This is a genomic window from Rhodopila sp. (genome assembly GCF_965277825.1).
Taxonomy (GTDB): domain Bacteria; phylum Pseudomonadota; class Alphaproteobacteria; order Acetobacterales; family Acetobacteraceae; genus Rhodopila.
The window spans coordinates 3,600,334-3,614,282 of the sequence record NZ_OZ255846.1; the positions used below are offsets into that span (position 1 = coordinate 3,600,334).

At 62.8% G+C, this 13,949-nt stretch carries 10 protein-coding genes; 7 read left to right on the forward strand and 3 right to left on the reverse strand.

What is annotated here, in order from left to right:
- The first annotated feature begins 87 nt into the window (after nucleotides 1-87).
- From ACQY4T_RS17660 to ACQY4T_RS17670, 3 genes are all read left to right on the forward strand, one after another.
- Nucleotides 88-3,171 carry a DEAD/DEAH box helicase gene (locus tag ACQY4T_RS17660; protein ID WP_428533353.1) on the forward strand — a complete coding sequence of 1,028 codons (3,084 nt, stop codon included), beginning with the start codon at nucleotides 88-90 and terminating at the stop codon, nucleotides 3,169-3,171.
- Between the two features lie 87 nt (nucleotides 3,172-3,258).
- On the forward strand, nucleotides 3,259-4,317 hold the full coding sequence (locus tag ACQY4T_RS17665) for an amidohydrolase family protein (protein ID WP_428533356.1): 1,059 nt from the start codon (nucleotides 3,259-3,261) through the stop codon (nucleotides 4,315-4,317).
- Nucleotides 4,314-5,408, forward strand: coding sequence for an amidohydrolase family protein (locus ACQY4T_RS17670; RefSeq protein WP_428533359.1), 1,095 nt, complete (start codon nucleotides 4,314-4,316; stop codon nucleotides 5,406-5,408). The genes ACQY4T_RS17665 and ACQY4T_RS17670 overlap by 4 nt, the downstream gene beginning before the upstream one ends.
- Nucleotides 5,409-5,479: 71 nt before the next feature.
- On the opposite strand, the gene ACQY4T_RS17675 is transcribed toward ACQY4T_RS17670, so the two are convergent.
- Both ACQY4T_RS17675 and mutY read right to left on the reverse strand, forming a co-directional pair.
- A complete protein-coding gene (locus ACQY4T_RS17675; protein ID WP_428533362.1) occupies nucleotides 5,480-6,745 on the reverse strand; it encodes a M16 family metallopeptidase in 1,266 nt (421 codons plus the stop codon).
- 78 nt (nucleotides 6,746-6,823) lie between these two features.
- Nucleotides 6,824-7,891 (reverse strand): A/G-specific adenine glycosylase, encoded by a 1,068-nt coding sequence (gene mutY, locus ACQY4T_RS17680; protein WP_428533365.1) that lies wholly within the window; start codon nucleotides 7,889-7,891, stop codon nucleotides 6,824-6,826.
- Between mutY and ACQY4T_RS17685 the strand changes: the two genes are divergently transcribed.
- Genes ACQY4T_RS17685 through ACQY4T_RS17700 form a run of 4 tightly spaced genes read left to right on the forward strand, consistent with a single transcriptional unit; the run spans nucleotide 7,875 to nucleotide 13,167 of the window.
- Nucleotides 7,875-8,381 carry a DciA family protein gene (locus ACQY4T_RS17685; RefSeq protein WP_428533368.1) on the forward strand — a complete coding sequence of 169 codons (507 nt, stop codon included), beginning with the start codon at nucleotides 7,875-7,877 and terminating at the stop codon, nucleotides 8,379-8,381. The two genes, mutY and ACQY4T_RS17685, sit on opposite strands and share 17 nt — an antisense overlap.
- Nucleotides 8,382-8,401: 20 nt before the next feature.
- Nucleotides 8,402-9,016 (forward strand): DsbA family protein, encoded by a 615-nt coding sequence (locus ACQY4T_RS17690; protein WP_428533371.1) that lies wholly within the window; start codon nucleotides 8,402-8,404, stop codon nucleotides 9,014-9,016.
- 18 nt (nucleotides 9,017-9,034) lie between these two features.
- Entirely contained in the window at nucleotides 9,035-12,505 is a 3,471-nt protein-coding gene (gene smc / locus ACQY4T_RS17695; protein ID WP_428533374.1) for a chromosome segregation protein SMC, read from the forward strand.
- Nucleotides 12,506-12,531: 26 nt separating this feature from the next.
- Nucleotides 12,532-13,167, forward strand: a complete 636-nt coding sequence (locus ACQY4T_RS17700) for a leucine-rich repeat domain-containing protein (RefSeq protein ID WP_428533377.1) — start codon at nucleotides 12,532-12,534, stop codon at nucleotides 13,165-13,167.
- A 22-nt stretch (nucleotides 13,168-13,189) separates the two neighbouring features.
- Here ACQY4T_RS17700 and rpsD read toward each other — a convergent pair whose 3' ends face one another.
- Nucleotides 13,190-13,804 carry a 30S ribosomal protein S4 gene (gene rpsD / locus ACQY4T_RS17705; protein ID WP_428493184.1) on the reverse strand — a complete coding sequence of 205 codons (615 nt, stop codon included), beginning with the start codon at nucleotides 13,802-13,804 and terminating at the stop codon, nucleotides 13,190-13,192.
- Nucleotides 13,805-13,949: the final 145 nt, after the last annotated feature.

Sequence of the window (13,949 nt, forward strand, 5' to 3'; positions counted from 1 at the left end):
AAAATCAGTCGCTCGCCGGCCCATGGAATAAAAATCTCCGGTGCGTGTTCATGCCCTGTGGGGCGTACCTGCAAGCATCTCGCGGCAGTGCTTATTGCGGCGCAGCGCAAGGAGTTGCTGGTGTCGCGGCAACAGGACTTGACTGTGCCGCAGTCGTCCAAAGCGGCTTCCGACTGGGCGCTTCCGACCCAGATCCAGTCCTGGCTCGCGGAGTTTGGTCGGGACGACGAGGAATTGACTGAAGACTATCCCGTATCGCTGCGGACCCGGGTGTTCTACGTGATCGATGCGGCCCCTGGGGCGGCGGCCGTGCCGCAGTTGCGGATCGACACGATGACGGCGACGTTGCGTAAAGACGATAGTATCGGTACCGTCAAACGGTATGCGCCGCACCAGATCCAGACGCCGGCCAAATACCTGCGACCATCCGACCTGATCATCCTGAGCCGGCTGTCCCGCAGAACCGGCTACCGGGAACCACAGGCCGATGACGACCCGCTGGACACGCTGCGCCGCATCCTCGGCACAGGGCGAGCGCGGTGGCAAACGGCGCAAGGTCCTGCGCTGATCGAAGGGCCCGAACGGCAGGGGCAAATCACGTGGATTACCCAAGCTGACGCCTCGCAGCAACCGACGCTGGCACTGGATGAGGGACTGATCGGGGTGCGGGTCCCGGCGCCGTGGTACGTCGATCCTGGCGCGGGAGCGATGGGCCCGGTCGCTGTCGATCTGCCCAACCGGGTGGTCGTTCGACTGCTCAATGCGCCGTCAGTTCCACCTGAGGCGGCGGCTGAAGTGCGGGCGCAACTGTCTCGGCTCCTGCCTGCGGCAAAGGTGCCGGTACCGGCGGAGTTGCGGCCACCTGAGCTGATCCGCGAGACGATGCGGCCGCATCTGCGACTGATCAGCGGAACCCTGCCAAGCGACCCCAGCTACGGCCGTGGATCGGCGCGGCTGTTGGGGCGGGGCCTCTATGCCGTTCCACTGGCGCGTGTGTCCTATCAGTACGGACCTATTGCCGTGCCGCGCAGCCGGAAGCCGCTGCCTCGGATCGTGGTCCAGAACGGCACGCTGTATGAGGTTGAGCGCGACCGCGCGGCCGAGGCGAGGGTATTGGCCGAACTGACCGGCTTGGGATTTGGATCGGTGCATGAGGTGGTTCCGGTCTATTATCAGCATGCCCACACAGACGATTTCGTGCTGCGCGAGTATGGGCCGAATCCGACCTGGCTGCAGATCGTGACCCAAGAGGTGCCTCGGCTGCGGCGCAATGGCTGGACGATCGAGATCGATGAGGCGTTCCCGATTCAGGTTCTGTCCGCCGATGCGGAGATTGAGGCGGGGCTGATCGAAGGATCGGGCATCGACTGGCTGGAACTCCATCTGGGTGTGGTGGTGGATGGGGAGCGGGTCGATCTTATTCCAGCTTTGGTTCGGCTGATCGCACGTCCGGAAGCCGCCGCCCTGGTCGAGGGACCCGACGACAAACCGTTCATTCTGCCGTTGCCGGATGGCCGATTACTGTCGCTGCCGATGTCGCGGATCCGCCCGACTTTGCTGGCGCTGCTGGAATTGTGGGCGGCTGGCGGAGTGGATGAGGACGGCGCGCGGATCGGGTTCTCGCGGCTTGATGCGGCCGATCTGGCTGGACTGGAAGAGCGCGCCGGGCTGGTCTGGCGCGGCGGCGAGGCGCTGCGGGAGCTTGGCCGGACGTTGCGGCAGTCGGGAGGGATGCCGAAGGCGGTAGTTCCGGAATCGTTTCAGGCAACCTTGCGGCCATATCAGGGGCAAGGGGTCGATTGGTTGCAATTCCTGGGGGCGGCCGGATTGGGTGGTGTGCTGGCCGATGACATGGGGTTGGGCAAGACGGTGCAGACTTTGGCTCACCTGATGATCGACAAGGCGGCGGGGCGGATGGATCGGCCGTCGTTGATCATTTGTCCGACCAGTGTGATACCAAACTGGACGGCGGAAGCACGTCGTTTCGCGCCGGAATTGTCGGTGCTGGCGCTGCATGGTGCGGCGCGCAAGGCGAGTTTTGCTTCGATACCAAACCATGATCTGGTGCTGTCCACTTATCCGCTGCTCACCCGGGACCATGAGGTTCTCGCCGCGCAGGATTGGCACGCGGTCATTCTGGACGAGGCACAGTCGATCAAGAACCCGAACGCCGAAACGACCCGTCAGGCCTTGCGTTTGAAAGCGCGCCAGAGACTGTGCCTGTCGGGGACGCCGTTGCAAAACCATCTGGGGGAGTTGTGGTCGTTGTTTGACTTTTTGGCACCGGGCTTTCTCGGCGGCCAAAAGTCTTTCAAGAGCCGCTTCAGAACGCCGATCGAAAAACACGGTGACGTCGATCGACAGGATCTGCTGACGCGCCGCATCCGCCCTTTCATGCTGCGGCGGACGAAGCAGCAGGTGATCACCGAATTGCCGCCGAAGACGGAAATCGTCGAGCCGGTGGAGATGGAAACCAATCAGCGCGCGATCTACGAAGCGATCAGGCTATCGATGCACGCCAAGGTGCAGGCGGCGATCGCGCAGAAGGGTCTGGCGCGGTCGGGAATCATCATCCTGGACGCACTGCTGAAGATGCGCCAGGCGTGCTGCGACCCGCGGCTGCTGAAATTGAAAACGGTGGCCAAGTCGAAGGCCGGTTCGGCCAAGCTGGATCGACTGATGGAGCTGCTGAGCATCATGTTCGCCGAAGGACGGCGCGTATTGCTATTCTCTCAGTTTACCGAGATGTTGGCGTTGATCCAGGGCCGATTGGAGGACGATGGGGTCGGTTTCGTGAAGCTGACGGGCGACACCAAGGATCGCGCGACCCCGGTGAAGCGGTTTCAAGGCGGGGACGTGCCGTTATTTCTGATCAGCCTGAAGGCCGGCGGCGTCGGACTTAATCTGACCGCGGCGGATACGGTCATTCACTACGATCCTTGGTGGAACCCCGCGGTGGAGGACCAGGCGACCGATCGGGCGCATCGGATCGGGCAGACCAAAAGTGTGTTCGTGCACCGGTTGGTGACACTGGGTACGATCGAAGAAAAGATGGAAGTGCTGAAAGAGAAGAAACGCGGCATCGTCGCGAGCGTGATGGATGCCGAGCACGGTGGGGCGCTCAGCCTTACCGCTGCTGATGTTGAGGAACTGTTCGCACCAGCAATGTAACTCCGACGGACAATGGGTGGTCAGCGCGCGGGTCGGGGATTTGACACTGCAAATCGGCGGCTCGCATAGTCGATTTAGGAGAAAAAGATGCATTCTGGCGCGATCGACTGCGACATTCATCCGGGCGTGCCTGACATCAAGTCGCTGCTGCCCTACATGAGCGAGTTCTGGCGGGAATCCTTTGTGGCCCGCGGGCTGGACGGGTTCGAAATTATGTCTTACCCGCCGAACGCGCCAATCTCGTGCCGACCGGATTGGCGGCTGAAGGGTACTCGGCCGGGCGGCAGCCTGGAGGTGATGCGCAGGCAAGCGCTGGATGCATTCGACGTCAGCATTGCGATCTGCAATCCCTTGACCGGCGGTCAGGCCGCGGTGAGCGAGAGCATGGGTGCGGCGCTCTGCTCGGCGGTCAATGACTGGATCAAGGAACATTGGCTCGACAAGGAACCTCGGCTACGGGCCTCCATCGTCGTGCCCGCGCAGGCACCACTGCTGGCGGCCGAAGAAGTCGATCGTTGTGCGAGCGATAACCGGTTTGTGCAGGTTCTGATGCCGGCTGCATGCGAGATGATGTTGGGGCGATCGTACTACTGGCCGATCTGGGCAGCGGCGGTTCGGCATGGGCTGCCGGTCGGCATTCATGCCGGCAGCATGTATCGATACGCTCCGACCCCCACGGGGTGGCCGTCGCACTATCTGCACGACTACGTGGCGAACTCACAGGTATTCGAGGACCAATTGCTGAGTCTGGTTTCGAACGGTGTGTTCAACAAGTTTCCAGACCTGAAGTTCGTGCTGCTTGAATCCGGCGTCAGTTGGCTGCCGGGGTTCATCTGGCGCGCGGTCAAGACCTGGCGCGGCGTGAGGGCGGAGGTGCCGTGGATCAACCGGTCACCCGCCGATATCATTCGCGAAAATATTCGGCTTACGATGCAACCATTCGATGCACCGGATCAGGCGACGGTGGAGCGGATCGTCGGGCAGATCGACGCGGACCACATGCTTTTGTTCGCCTCGGATTATCCGCATTGGCAGTTCGAGGGCGATGCAATCCTGCCGCCAGGACTGTCTGACGAACTACGGCGGAAGATGCGGGTGGACAACGCGCTGGAAACCTATCCTCGGCTTATGGAGACTGTGCAATGAACGCTCCTGTCGAAGTATTGGATGGTTCGGCCAACAGCCGAGTTGGGATTGTCGATTGTGACATCCATCCGTATCCCAAACCCGGGGCGCTGAACGCGTATCTGTCGGAGCGTTGGCGAAACCACTTGGCAACCTATGGCAAGTTCAACACCGGAGCTTATGCGGACCGTGGCACCTACCCGCGGTTCTCGCCCAACACCTCGCGGCGGGACGCATGGCCGCCGGGCGGCGGGCTGCCTGGGTCCGACGTTGGTTTCATTCGCGACCAACTGCTTGATCCTTACAATATCGCCTATGGCGTGCTCGAACCATTGCTGGGTGGCAATACCTCGCGCAATCTGGATGAAGCCGCTACGCTGTGCGGGGCGATAAACGACTGGCAGGCGCACGAGTTCGTCGATCCTGAGCCCAGGCTGCGGGCCTCCATTCTGGTACCGGCGGATGATCCGGATGCGTCAATCACCGAGATCGAGAAGCGGGCCGGGGATTGGCGGTTCGCGCAGATTCAGTTGGGATCGAAGACATCCGAACCACTGGGACGGCGGCGCTATTGGCCTATTTTCGCTGCCGCGCAGGCGAACAATCTTTCCATTGGGCTGCATATCGGGGGAACCCAAAGCAGCGCGCCGAGTGCGAGCGGATGGCCTCAATTTTATATCGAGGATCATCATGGTCTGGTGCACTCGATGCAAAATCAGGCCGCCAGCTTGATCCTGGAGGGCGTATTCGACGCGTTCCCCGGCCTGAGGGTTGTGTTGATAGAGGGCGGGTTTGCGTGGGCGCCGCAACTCGCCTGGCGGTTGGACTCGCATTGGGCGAAAATGCGGGACGAGGCACCGTTGAAGCGCAAGCCATCGGAATACATGAAGACAAACCTGTGGTTTGCCACACAGCCGGTTGAGGAGCCGGAGCGTCCGGACGATTTGCGACAGGTGTTCGAATGGATCGGCTGGGATCGGATGGTTTATTCCAGTGATTATCCGCACTGGGACTTCGATGATCCGCATCTGGCATTCAAGTTTCAGTTGACGGAGGACGAAAAGCGAATGTTGTATCGCGACAATGCGCTCAGTGTGTATACGTTCGAATAGAGCGTGATCGGTAGGCGGCCAGGGTGGTCGAGGAGACTGGCTCGCTCGGTCGATCGTTTTCCCCTGTTAAGTCAGGCTGCGAGGGTCTCGGCGATGTTCGCCAACGTTGGCACCTGCGCTGACGGCCCTACGGTCGCAAGGGTGGGCGGCGCGCGGAAATGCCGCATTGCCGCGTGCCGGATGTCGGCCTCGGTCACCGCGTTGATCTTGCCCAGGACTTCCTCGGTCGGGATGACCCGGCCAAAGGTTTGAATCTGCCGAGCCAATTGCTCGCAGCGACTGCCAGTACTTTCTTGCGACATCAGCAGGCTTGCTTTCAGTTGGGCGCGTGCTCGACTGAGTTCGGGCTCGCTGATATGGGCTTGGGCCTTGCCTAGTTCCTCGAGCATTACCGGCATCAGTTCCGCTACTTCGCTTTCGCCGGTGCCCGCGTAGATGCCAAACAGGCCGCCATCCTTGAATGGCGCGGCAAACGAGTAGATCGAGTAAACCAGCCCCCGCTTCTCGCGGATTTCCTGAAACAGCCGTGACGACATTCCGCCGCCCAGCAGCGTGGAGAGCAGAACTGTCGAATAGTAGTCCGGGTCGCCGTAGCCGACCGAGGGAAATCCGAGGACGACATGCACCTGGTCAAGGTCGCGTTCCTCGCGGAACTCACCGCCCGCGTAGGTGGCGTTGTCGAAGCGCGGTGGCGCGTTGCCGGGCAGGTCGGCGAAGTGCTTTTGCACCAGGTCGAGGATGACTTCGTGCCGGAGTTTCCCCGTCGCGGCGATCACGACGTTATTGTTGGTGTAGTTGCGGGCCATGTAGCCGGTGAGGACAGACCTCGGCATGTTCCGGATAGCGTCCGCCGACCCCAGCACCGCTCGGCCTAGGGACTGATTGGGATATGCCGTGGTCTGGAAATGGTCGAAGATGATGTCGTCGGGGGTATCGTTGGCCTGGCCGATCTCCTGCAGGATGACACTGCGCTCGCGCTCCAGTTCCTCGGGCTCGAACACCGAGTGGGTCAGGATGTCGCCGATAATGTCGAAACCGAGTGCCGTGTCCTCCTTCAACATCTTGACGTAATAGGCGGTCTGTTCGCGGGCGGTGTAGGCGTTGATGTGGCCGCCGACTGCCTCGACTTCCTCGGCGATGGCGGCGGCGCTGCGCGAGGTCGTGCCTTTAAAGGCCATATGTTCGAGGAAATGGGAAACGCCGTTTTCTTGTTCAGACTCGTTGCGCGAACCGGAGGCGACGTAGGCGCCGATCGAAACTGTCTCGACGCGATCCATGCGTTCGGTGACGACGGTTAGGCCAGAGCGGAGCCGGGTCAATTGGATCGGGTGGTCCATGGGATCGCGTTCTCTTATCAGGGTGCGCAGTGATGCATATGGGGTCGGCGCCGGCGGCGCAACCGAGACTGTCAGGTTTCAACCCGAGGCCATACGGACACATTTGCGCATGACCGACGGCAGCGCCGCGTTATCCAGGGCATCGAGCGCGTGGGCGAACCCCTCGGCTTCGATCTTGGCCACGTGGCCGGCCAGGATGTCGATGATGAGTTCGAAGTGTGTAAACCCGTGGCGCACTTGACCCGCCGGGCGCCAGTCGAGGGGCATGGGCGCGACGGTCAAGGCTTCGTCCAGCGTCCAGGGCGCCTCGCGCCAAGCGGTGCCTGGCAGTTCGGTCATCCCGCCGAGCAGACCCGTGGACGGTCGAGTGCGCAGCAGCACGGTCTGGCGGTTATCGGTCAGCCAGAAATGCACTCCGTAGCGGGCCGGACGAGGCTTTTTGGCCGACTTGAGCGGCAGCACGGTCTGGGTCCCTTGACGGCGAGCGGCGCAGGCGGCGATCCAGGGGCAAACCGCGCAGGCGGGCGCAGCCGGTGCGCAGACGCTTGCCCCGAGATCGAACATCGCCTGGGCGAAATCGGATGGACGAGCCTGCGCGGCCGGATCAGCGCCGAGACGGGCGGCGGCCTGGCGGATGGCGGTTTTCGCCGCCGGCATCGGTTGCTCGATGGCGAAAATGCGAGCGACGACACGCTCGACGTTGCCGTCGACCGGGACGGTCGGGATTCCGAAGGCAATCGCGCCGATGGCCGCCGCAGTATATGCGCCAATCCCTGGCAGTGACTGCAAACCGGCCAGATCGGCCGGAAATCCACCCTTGGTGGCTACCAGCTTGGCGCAGGCGTGCAAGTTTCTGGCTCGGGCGTAGTATCCGAGGCCCGCCCAGGCCGACAACACCGTGTCCAGGGGTGCTGATGCCAGCGATTGTATCGTCGGAAAGCGGCTTACGAACCGGTCATAGTAAGGTATGACTGCGGTGACGGTGGTCTGCTGTAGCATGATCTCGCTTAGCCAGACGCGATAGGGATCGGCGGCCTCGCCTGGATCGGCGCGCCAGGGCAACCGACGCCGATGGCGGTCATACCAGCGCAGGAGGTCACCGGCACGGGCAACGGGGGCACTGGAGGCGATGGCAGACGACGACACAGGCGCAGGTATGACCGGGCAAAGGCGCTTCGTCTATGGTCCGCGCGCCCTGGGCAGTGTGGTGCCCGGGATCACCCGCCAAAGTTTTCGGAAACACAACCCGGCGTCGGCCCAGATTGTCGCAGACTGGGACGCAATCGTTGGTCCGAAGGTCGCTTCGATGACGGTGCCTCGGCGGCTCGACCGTGGGGTTCTGACGATCGCCTGCGCCGGGCCGGCTGCGATGGACTTGCATTATATGGGCGTCGAGGTGATCAACCGGATCAACACTCATTTAGGGGGACGGCCGGTCCATTCGCTGAAATTCACTCAGGCTGGCATGCCGAAAGTCGCACCGCCGGTTCACCCGGCCCCGCCTGAGGCAATTGTCGAGGCCGAGGCGGCTGTGGCCGACCTGCCGGACGGTGAACTGAAGTCCGCCCTGGCTGCGCTGGGCCGAGTGGTGATCGGCCGCAGCAAACATTCGACAAAACGGTTAAAGAAGCGATAATACCAGATGTAGGGGTTGTCATGACGATTTTGCGCCGCAGACTACTAGCTCTGGTTAATATCGGTCTCGCGGCTGGGTCTTTCGTCCTGCGGGGACGCTTGGCCCTTGCCGAAGAGAACGACGCGAGGTCGGAACGCTTTATTGGCAAACCCGACGCAAAAGTGACCATTGGCGAGTATTTCTCCCTTACGTGCACTCATTGCGCCGCATTCGCCCAGGGGACGTTCCCGGAGGTGAAAAAGAAGCTGATCGACAGCGGCGAGGTTCGCTGGGTGTTCCATGACTACCCGCTGGATCAAGTCGCACTGACCGCTTCGATGGTGGCGCGCTACCTGCCGGTGGATCGCTATGAGCCATTTATAAATGCGCTGTTTGCGAGCCAAGATCGTTGGGCATTTGGCCGGGGCAGCGATCCGACCGAGGAATTGTGGAAGATTGCCGGCCTGGCTGGGATGAGTCGCGCGACCTTTGACAAGGCGCTAGCCGATACCGGTTTGCGCGACTGGATCGTTCAGCAGCAGAAGGCCGACACCGAGGAGTGGAAGATCGACTCGACTCCAAGCTTTGTGATCAACAACCAGAAGTACGCTGGGGAAATGGGCTATGATGCGTTCCGCAAGCTGATTCCCGCATAGAGCTCCAGGGAGCAGCCATTGCCGGTCAGTTTTCGTCGTCTTCGCATCTCCGGGTTCAAGAGTTTTGCTGAACCGACGAGCGTGGATATCTTGCCTGGACTGACCGGCATCGTCGGACCGAACGGGTGCGGTAAGTCCAATGTCGTTGAAGCCCTGCGCTGGGCAATGGGCGAAAGCAGTGCGCGGAGCTTGCGCGGCGGCGAGATGGAGGACGTCATCTTTGCCGGCACCGCTGGGCGGGCGTCGCGCAACATCGCAGAGGTGACGGTTTTCCTCGATGAAGCGGCAGGCCGCGCTCCACCGCCGTTGCATGAGCAAGCGGAACTGGAGATCGTCCGCCGGATCGAGCGGGGCACCGGGTCAGCATATCGGATCAACGGCCGTGAAGCGCGCGCTCGGGACGTTCAGACGCTGTTCGCGGACCTGGCTTCGGGGGCGCGAGCCTCGGCGATGGTCAGTCAGGGACGTGTCGGCGCATTGGTCGGCGCCAAGCCGGAGGATCGCCGAGCCGTTTTGGAGGAGGCCGCCAACATTACCGGTCTGCATGCTCGCCGGCATGAGGCGGAGCTGAAATTGCGGGCCGCAGAGGCCAATCTGGCGCGGGCGGCGGATCTACGGGCCCAGCTCGAAAGTCAGCTTGGCAGTTTGAAGCGGCAGGCGCGGCAGGCCAGCCGCTATCGTAACGTCTCCGGGGCGATCCGAGCGGCGGAGGCTGAACTGCTGTCCGTTCAGCGGGCACGGGTGGCATTGGTGCGCGACCAAGCCGCGGCGGCGTTGCATCAGGCCGAGTTGGCGGTAGCGTCGGCCACCGGTGCGGCGACGGCGGCCATGGCGCGCGCGACCGCGGCGGCGGCTGTACTTCCCCCGCTGCGAGAAATCGAAGCGAATGCCCGCACAGCGCTTGAACGCCATCGCGTTTCGCAAGAGCAGATTGGCGTCGAGGAGGAGCAGGCTCGGATCGCGTTGAGTGAAGCGCAGCGGCGGATGGGTCAGCTTCGCGACGATGTTAGTCATGCCAGGCAACTGCAGCGCGATGCGGTCACCGCCGATCAACGGCTGGCGACGGAAGAAATCCAATTGGCCCAGGCCGATTCGGGACATGACAACCGGGCAGCGTTGGCCGATGCAGCCGCCGCGGCGGCGAGTGAGGCTGTGCGTGTAGCGGAAGCCGACGCCAACCGGGCGACGGAGGCCGCTGCCGAAGCGACCGCGCGTGATCAGGCGGCGGCACAACTTCTGGCACAGACTGAGCATCGGTCAAATCGGCTGAATGAGCAGTTCCGCAACGTAGGCGAGGAACGGGAACGTATCGCCGGGCAACAGGTCGATGGGGCGATAGTTGCCCGTGCGGCAGATACAGCTCAGCACGTCGAAGTGGCCCTGGCTGAGGCCCGAAAGGCGGTGGAACAGGCGGAGCAGAGGCGCACGGCGGCGGCCGCGACGCTGGCCTCGGCGCGGGATAGTCAGGCGACCGCTGATTCGACGCGCGCCCGGCTTGCAGCGGAAGCCCAGGCGCTAGGGGAAGTGCTGGCGGTCAAGGACGGCGAGCAATGGCCACCCATGATCGATTCGCTGACCGTTGCCGATGGGCTGGAAGCGGCCCTCGGGGCGGTACTGGGCGAGGAACTGACCTCGGCGTTAGATCCGGAAGCGGCGCGGCACTGGCGGGCACTGCCGGCATTTGACCCGGTGCCGTTTTTGCCACCCCATGTCACGCCGCTGGCCGCATCGGTGCATGGACCGGCCGCCCTGGCACGAGCGCTGTCGCAAATCGGTCTCGTTGAGAATGACGATGACGGTTCGACTTTTCAGTCCGATTTGCGGCCTGGACAGTCCTTGGTCTCACGATCCGGCGCAATCTGGCGGTGGGACGGATATTCCATTCGGTCTGGCACACCGACACAAGCGACGGTGCGGCTACAACAGCGCAACCGGCTTTCCGGTCTGGTTTCACGGCTGGCGATGGCCGAACGAGAGGCCACGATCGCGCTAACCATCCGGATGGCGGCCGAGGCGGAGTCCCAGGCGGCTTCGGCGGCGGAACAGGCGGCCCGCAACCGGCGGCGGGAGTGCGAGCAGACGCTGGACAGGGCTGGCGCTGAGCTTGCAAGTTTGGGCAACCAGGCCGCGACCGCGAAGGCGCGACTGGCTGCTGCCGACGACCAATGGTCGCGGATCGCCACCGAACGGGACGAGGCGCTAGCGACCTTATCACAGGTCCGCGAAAGCCGCACCGCGCTTGCCGATATCAGCGAACTACGGGCGGCGGTCGATCGGGCTCGCGCCTTCCTGTCGGCGGCGCGGACGCAGGAGAACGCCAAGCGCAATGAGCGGGATGAACTGGCCCGAGAGCATTCCGCCCGGGTCAGCCGACGTCGCGTGATCATTGCAGAACGCGCCGGTTGGACCGAGCGTTCAAAGGATGCCTCCGACCGGATCACCGATCTGACCGCGCGTCAGACCGAGGCCGAGGACGATGTCAAGGTTCTAGAAGCGCGGCCGGTGGAAATCGCCAGGAGACGAGCAGAGGCATTGGATGCGCTGTCGGTTGCCGAGGCCGAGCATTCTCGAGCAGCGGAAACGATGTCGGTAGCGGTGGCCGAAGCGTCTGGCGCTGATCGCGAGGCCCGCGGCGCCGAAACGGCTCTGGCCGGTCAGCGGGAGGATGCGGTTCGTGCCGAAGGTGCCGCGCAGCAGGCGAGCCATGCATGGGGTATTGTCGCCGAACGGATTCTTGAGCGCTTGGGGACGAGCCCTGCCCTGCCCGACCCGCCCGCGGATTTAAGTCAGGACAGCGAGGACAAAGCACGCCGACGGCAGGAGCGCCTGCTGAAGGAGCGCGAGGAGATGGGGCCGGTCAATCTGCGCGCCGAGCAGGAAGCCGAAGATGTCGAAAGGCATATCGGCACGATCGAAGCCGAGCGCGAAGAGCTCTCGACGGCGATCGCCAAGCTGCGCGGGTCGATCGGGCATCTCAATCGCGAGGGGCGTGAGCGACTGACCGCGGTTTTCCAGGAGGTGGACAAGAACTTCCAGCAGCTTTTCGCGCGGATGTTCGGTGGCGGGCGGGCGCATCTGGCACTTGTCGGGTCCGACGATCCGCTGCAGGCTGGGCTGGAGATTTACGCCCAGCCTCCGGGCAAGAAGCTGGCCACGCTGTCGTTGCTTTCGGGCGGCGAGCAGGCGTTGACCGCGCTGTCGCTGATCTTCGCGGTGTTCCGCTGCAATCCCGCGCCCATTTGCGTGCTGGACGAGGTCGATGCGCCGCTGGATGACGCCAATGTCGAGCGGTTTTGCCGGCTGCTGGAGGATATGGTGCAGGATACCGGCACGCGCTTCCTGGTGGTAACGCATCATCCGCTGACGATGGCGCGGATGGACCGGCTGTATGGCGTGACCATGCAGGAGCGCGGGGTGTCCCGGTTGCTTTCGGTCGATTTGGCTCGGGCGACCGACCTGATCGATCCGCATTTGCTGGCGGCGGAGTGAGTCAGAAGGAAGTTCGGCTGGAGCGAATGGCCCTGGCTGACTTGCCGCCGTGGCATCACCTGATCGATGTGGACCGGCTGTTCCTGACCGGAACGCCGATCCTTGACCTGACGCCGCTTTCGGGTCTGACACGGCTACGGGTGCTGGGGTTGCGCCTGACCAGGGTCAATAAAGTGGCACGGCTCGGCCGTTTGACGCAGTTGGAAAGTCTCAACCTGTCGTTCACCCCAGTCGTCGACGTTGGACCTCTGGCTGGGTTGCGGCGGCTGCAGAGCCTTTACCTCACCGGCAGTCTGGTCGAGGATGTCTCTCCGCTGGCAGGTTTGGATGGGTTGATACGATTGGACCTGGGCGGAACAGCGGTCACGGACCTGCGCCCGCTGGCGGTCCTTACCAACTTGGAAAGTCTGCAGTTATCCAGCACCGAGGTGACCGATCTGGCGCCTCTTGCCGGCTTGAGGAAACTTCGCGTCCTGGAACTGGGAGACACCAGAGTTGTCGACCTCTCGCCGATCGGGGAACTTGCGTCACTGCGCCGGCTGGATGTTCGCGGAACGCGCGTAGCAGATATGTCGTGCCTGTTGGGCTTACCGGCGTGCGAGGTGATCGGCGCGGGGACATCTCGCCGCCGCGACAGATTGGTCCAACGGGTCGAAGGGTGATAACTGCGAGCGGCACTCGAAACTATCGCGAGTAGAACTCGACGACGAGGTTCGGTTCCATCTGCACCGGATATGGCACGTCCGACAATTTCGGGGAGCGCGCGAAACGGCCCTTCATCGCGCGGTGATCCACTTCGAGGTATTCCGGAACGTCTCGTTCGCTACTCTGAGTCGCATCCAACACCACGGCGAGCTGCTTGGATTTCTCCTTTACCTCGATGGTGTCGTTGTCCTTCACCAGATATGACGGGATGTTCACACGTCGGCCGTTGACCAGGAGATGGCCATGGGAGACGAACTGGCGGGCTGCGAACGGTGTCACGGCGAACTTTAACCGGTAGGTGACCGCGTCAAGCCGGCGTTCCAGGATTTCGATCAGATTTTCTGAGGTGTCGCCCTTCCGGCGGACGGCCTCTTCGTAATACTTTCGGAACTGCTTCTCACTGATGTTGCCGTAGTAACCCTTCAGCTTCTGCTTTGCCATCAACTGAGTGCCGAAGTCGGTAGGCTTTTTTCGGCGCTGGCCGTGTTGGCCGGGGCCATATTCGCGCTTGTTGACGGGTGATTTCGGCCGGCCCCAGAGGTTGATCCCGAGGCGGCGGTTGATCTTGTATTTGCTTTCGGCACGCTTGGTCATGGGCGCGTTGGCCCTTTCGTCATGTTGTTGCACCGGTAGGCCCGTCGGTCTCGTACCAACGGGCGGGCGCGGGTCACGCCAGTCTTGCTGGGGATCCGTCCACGTTCCCGGCCGTGAAGAGCGCGGCGTATAGGGGCAGCACCGC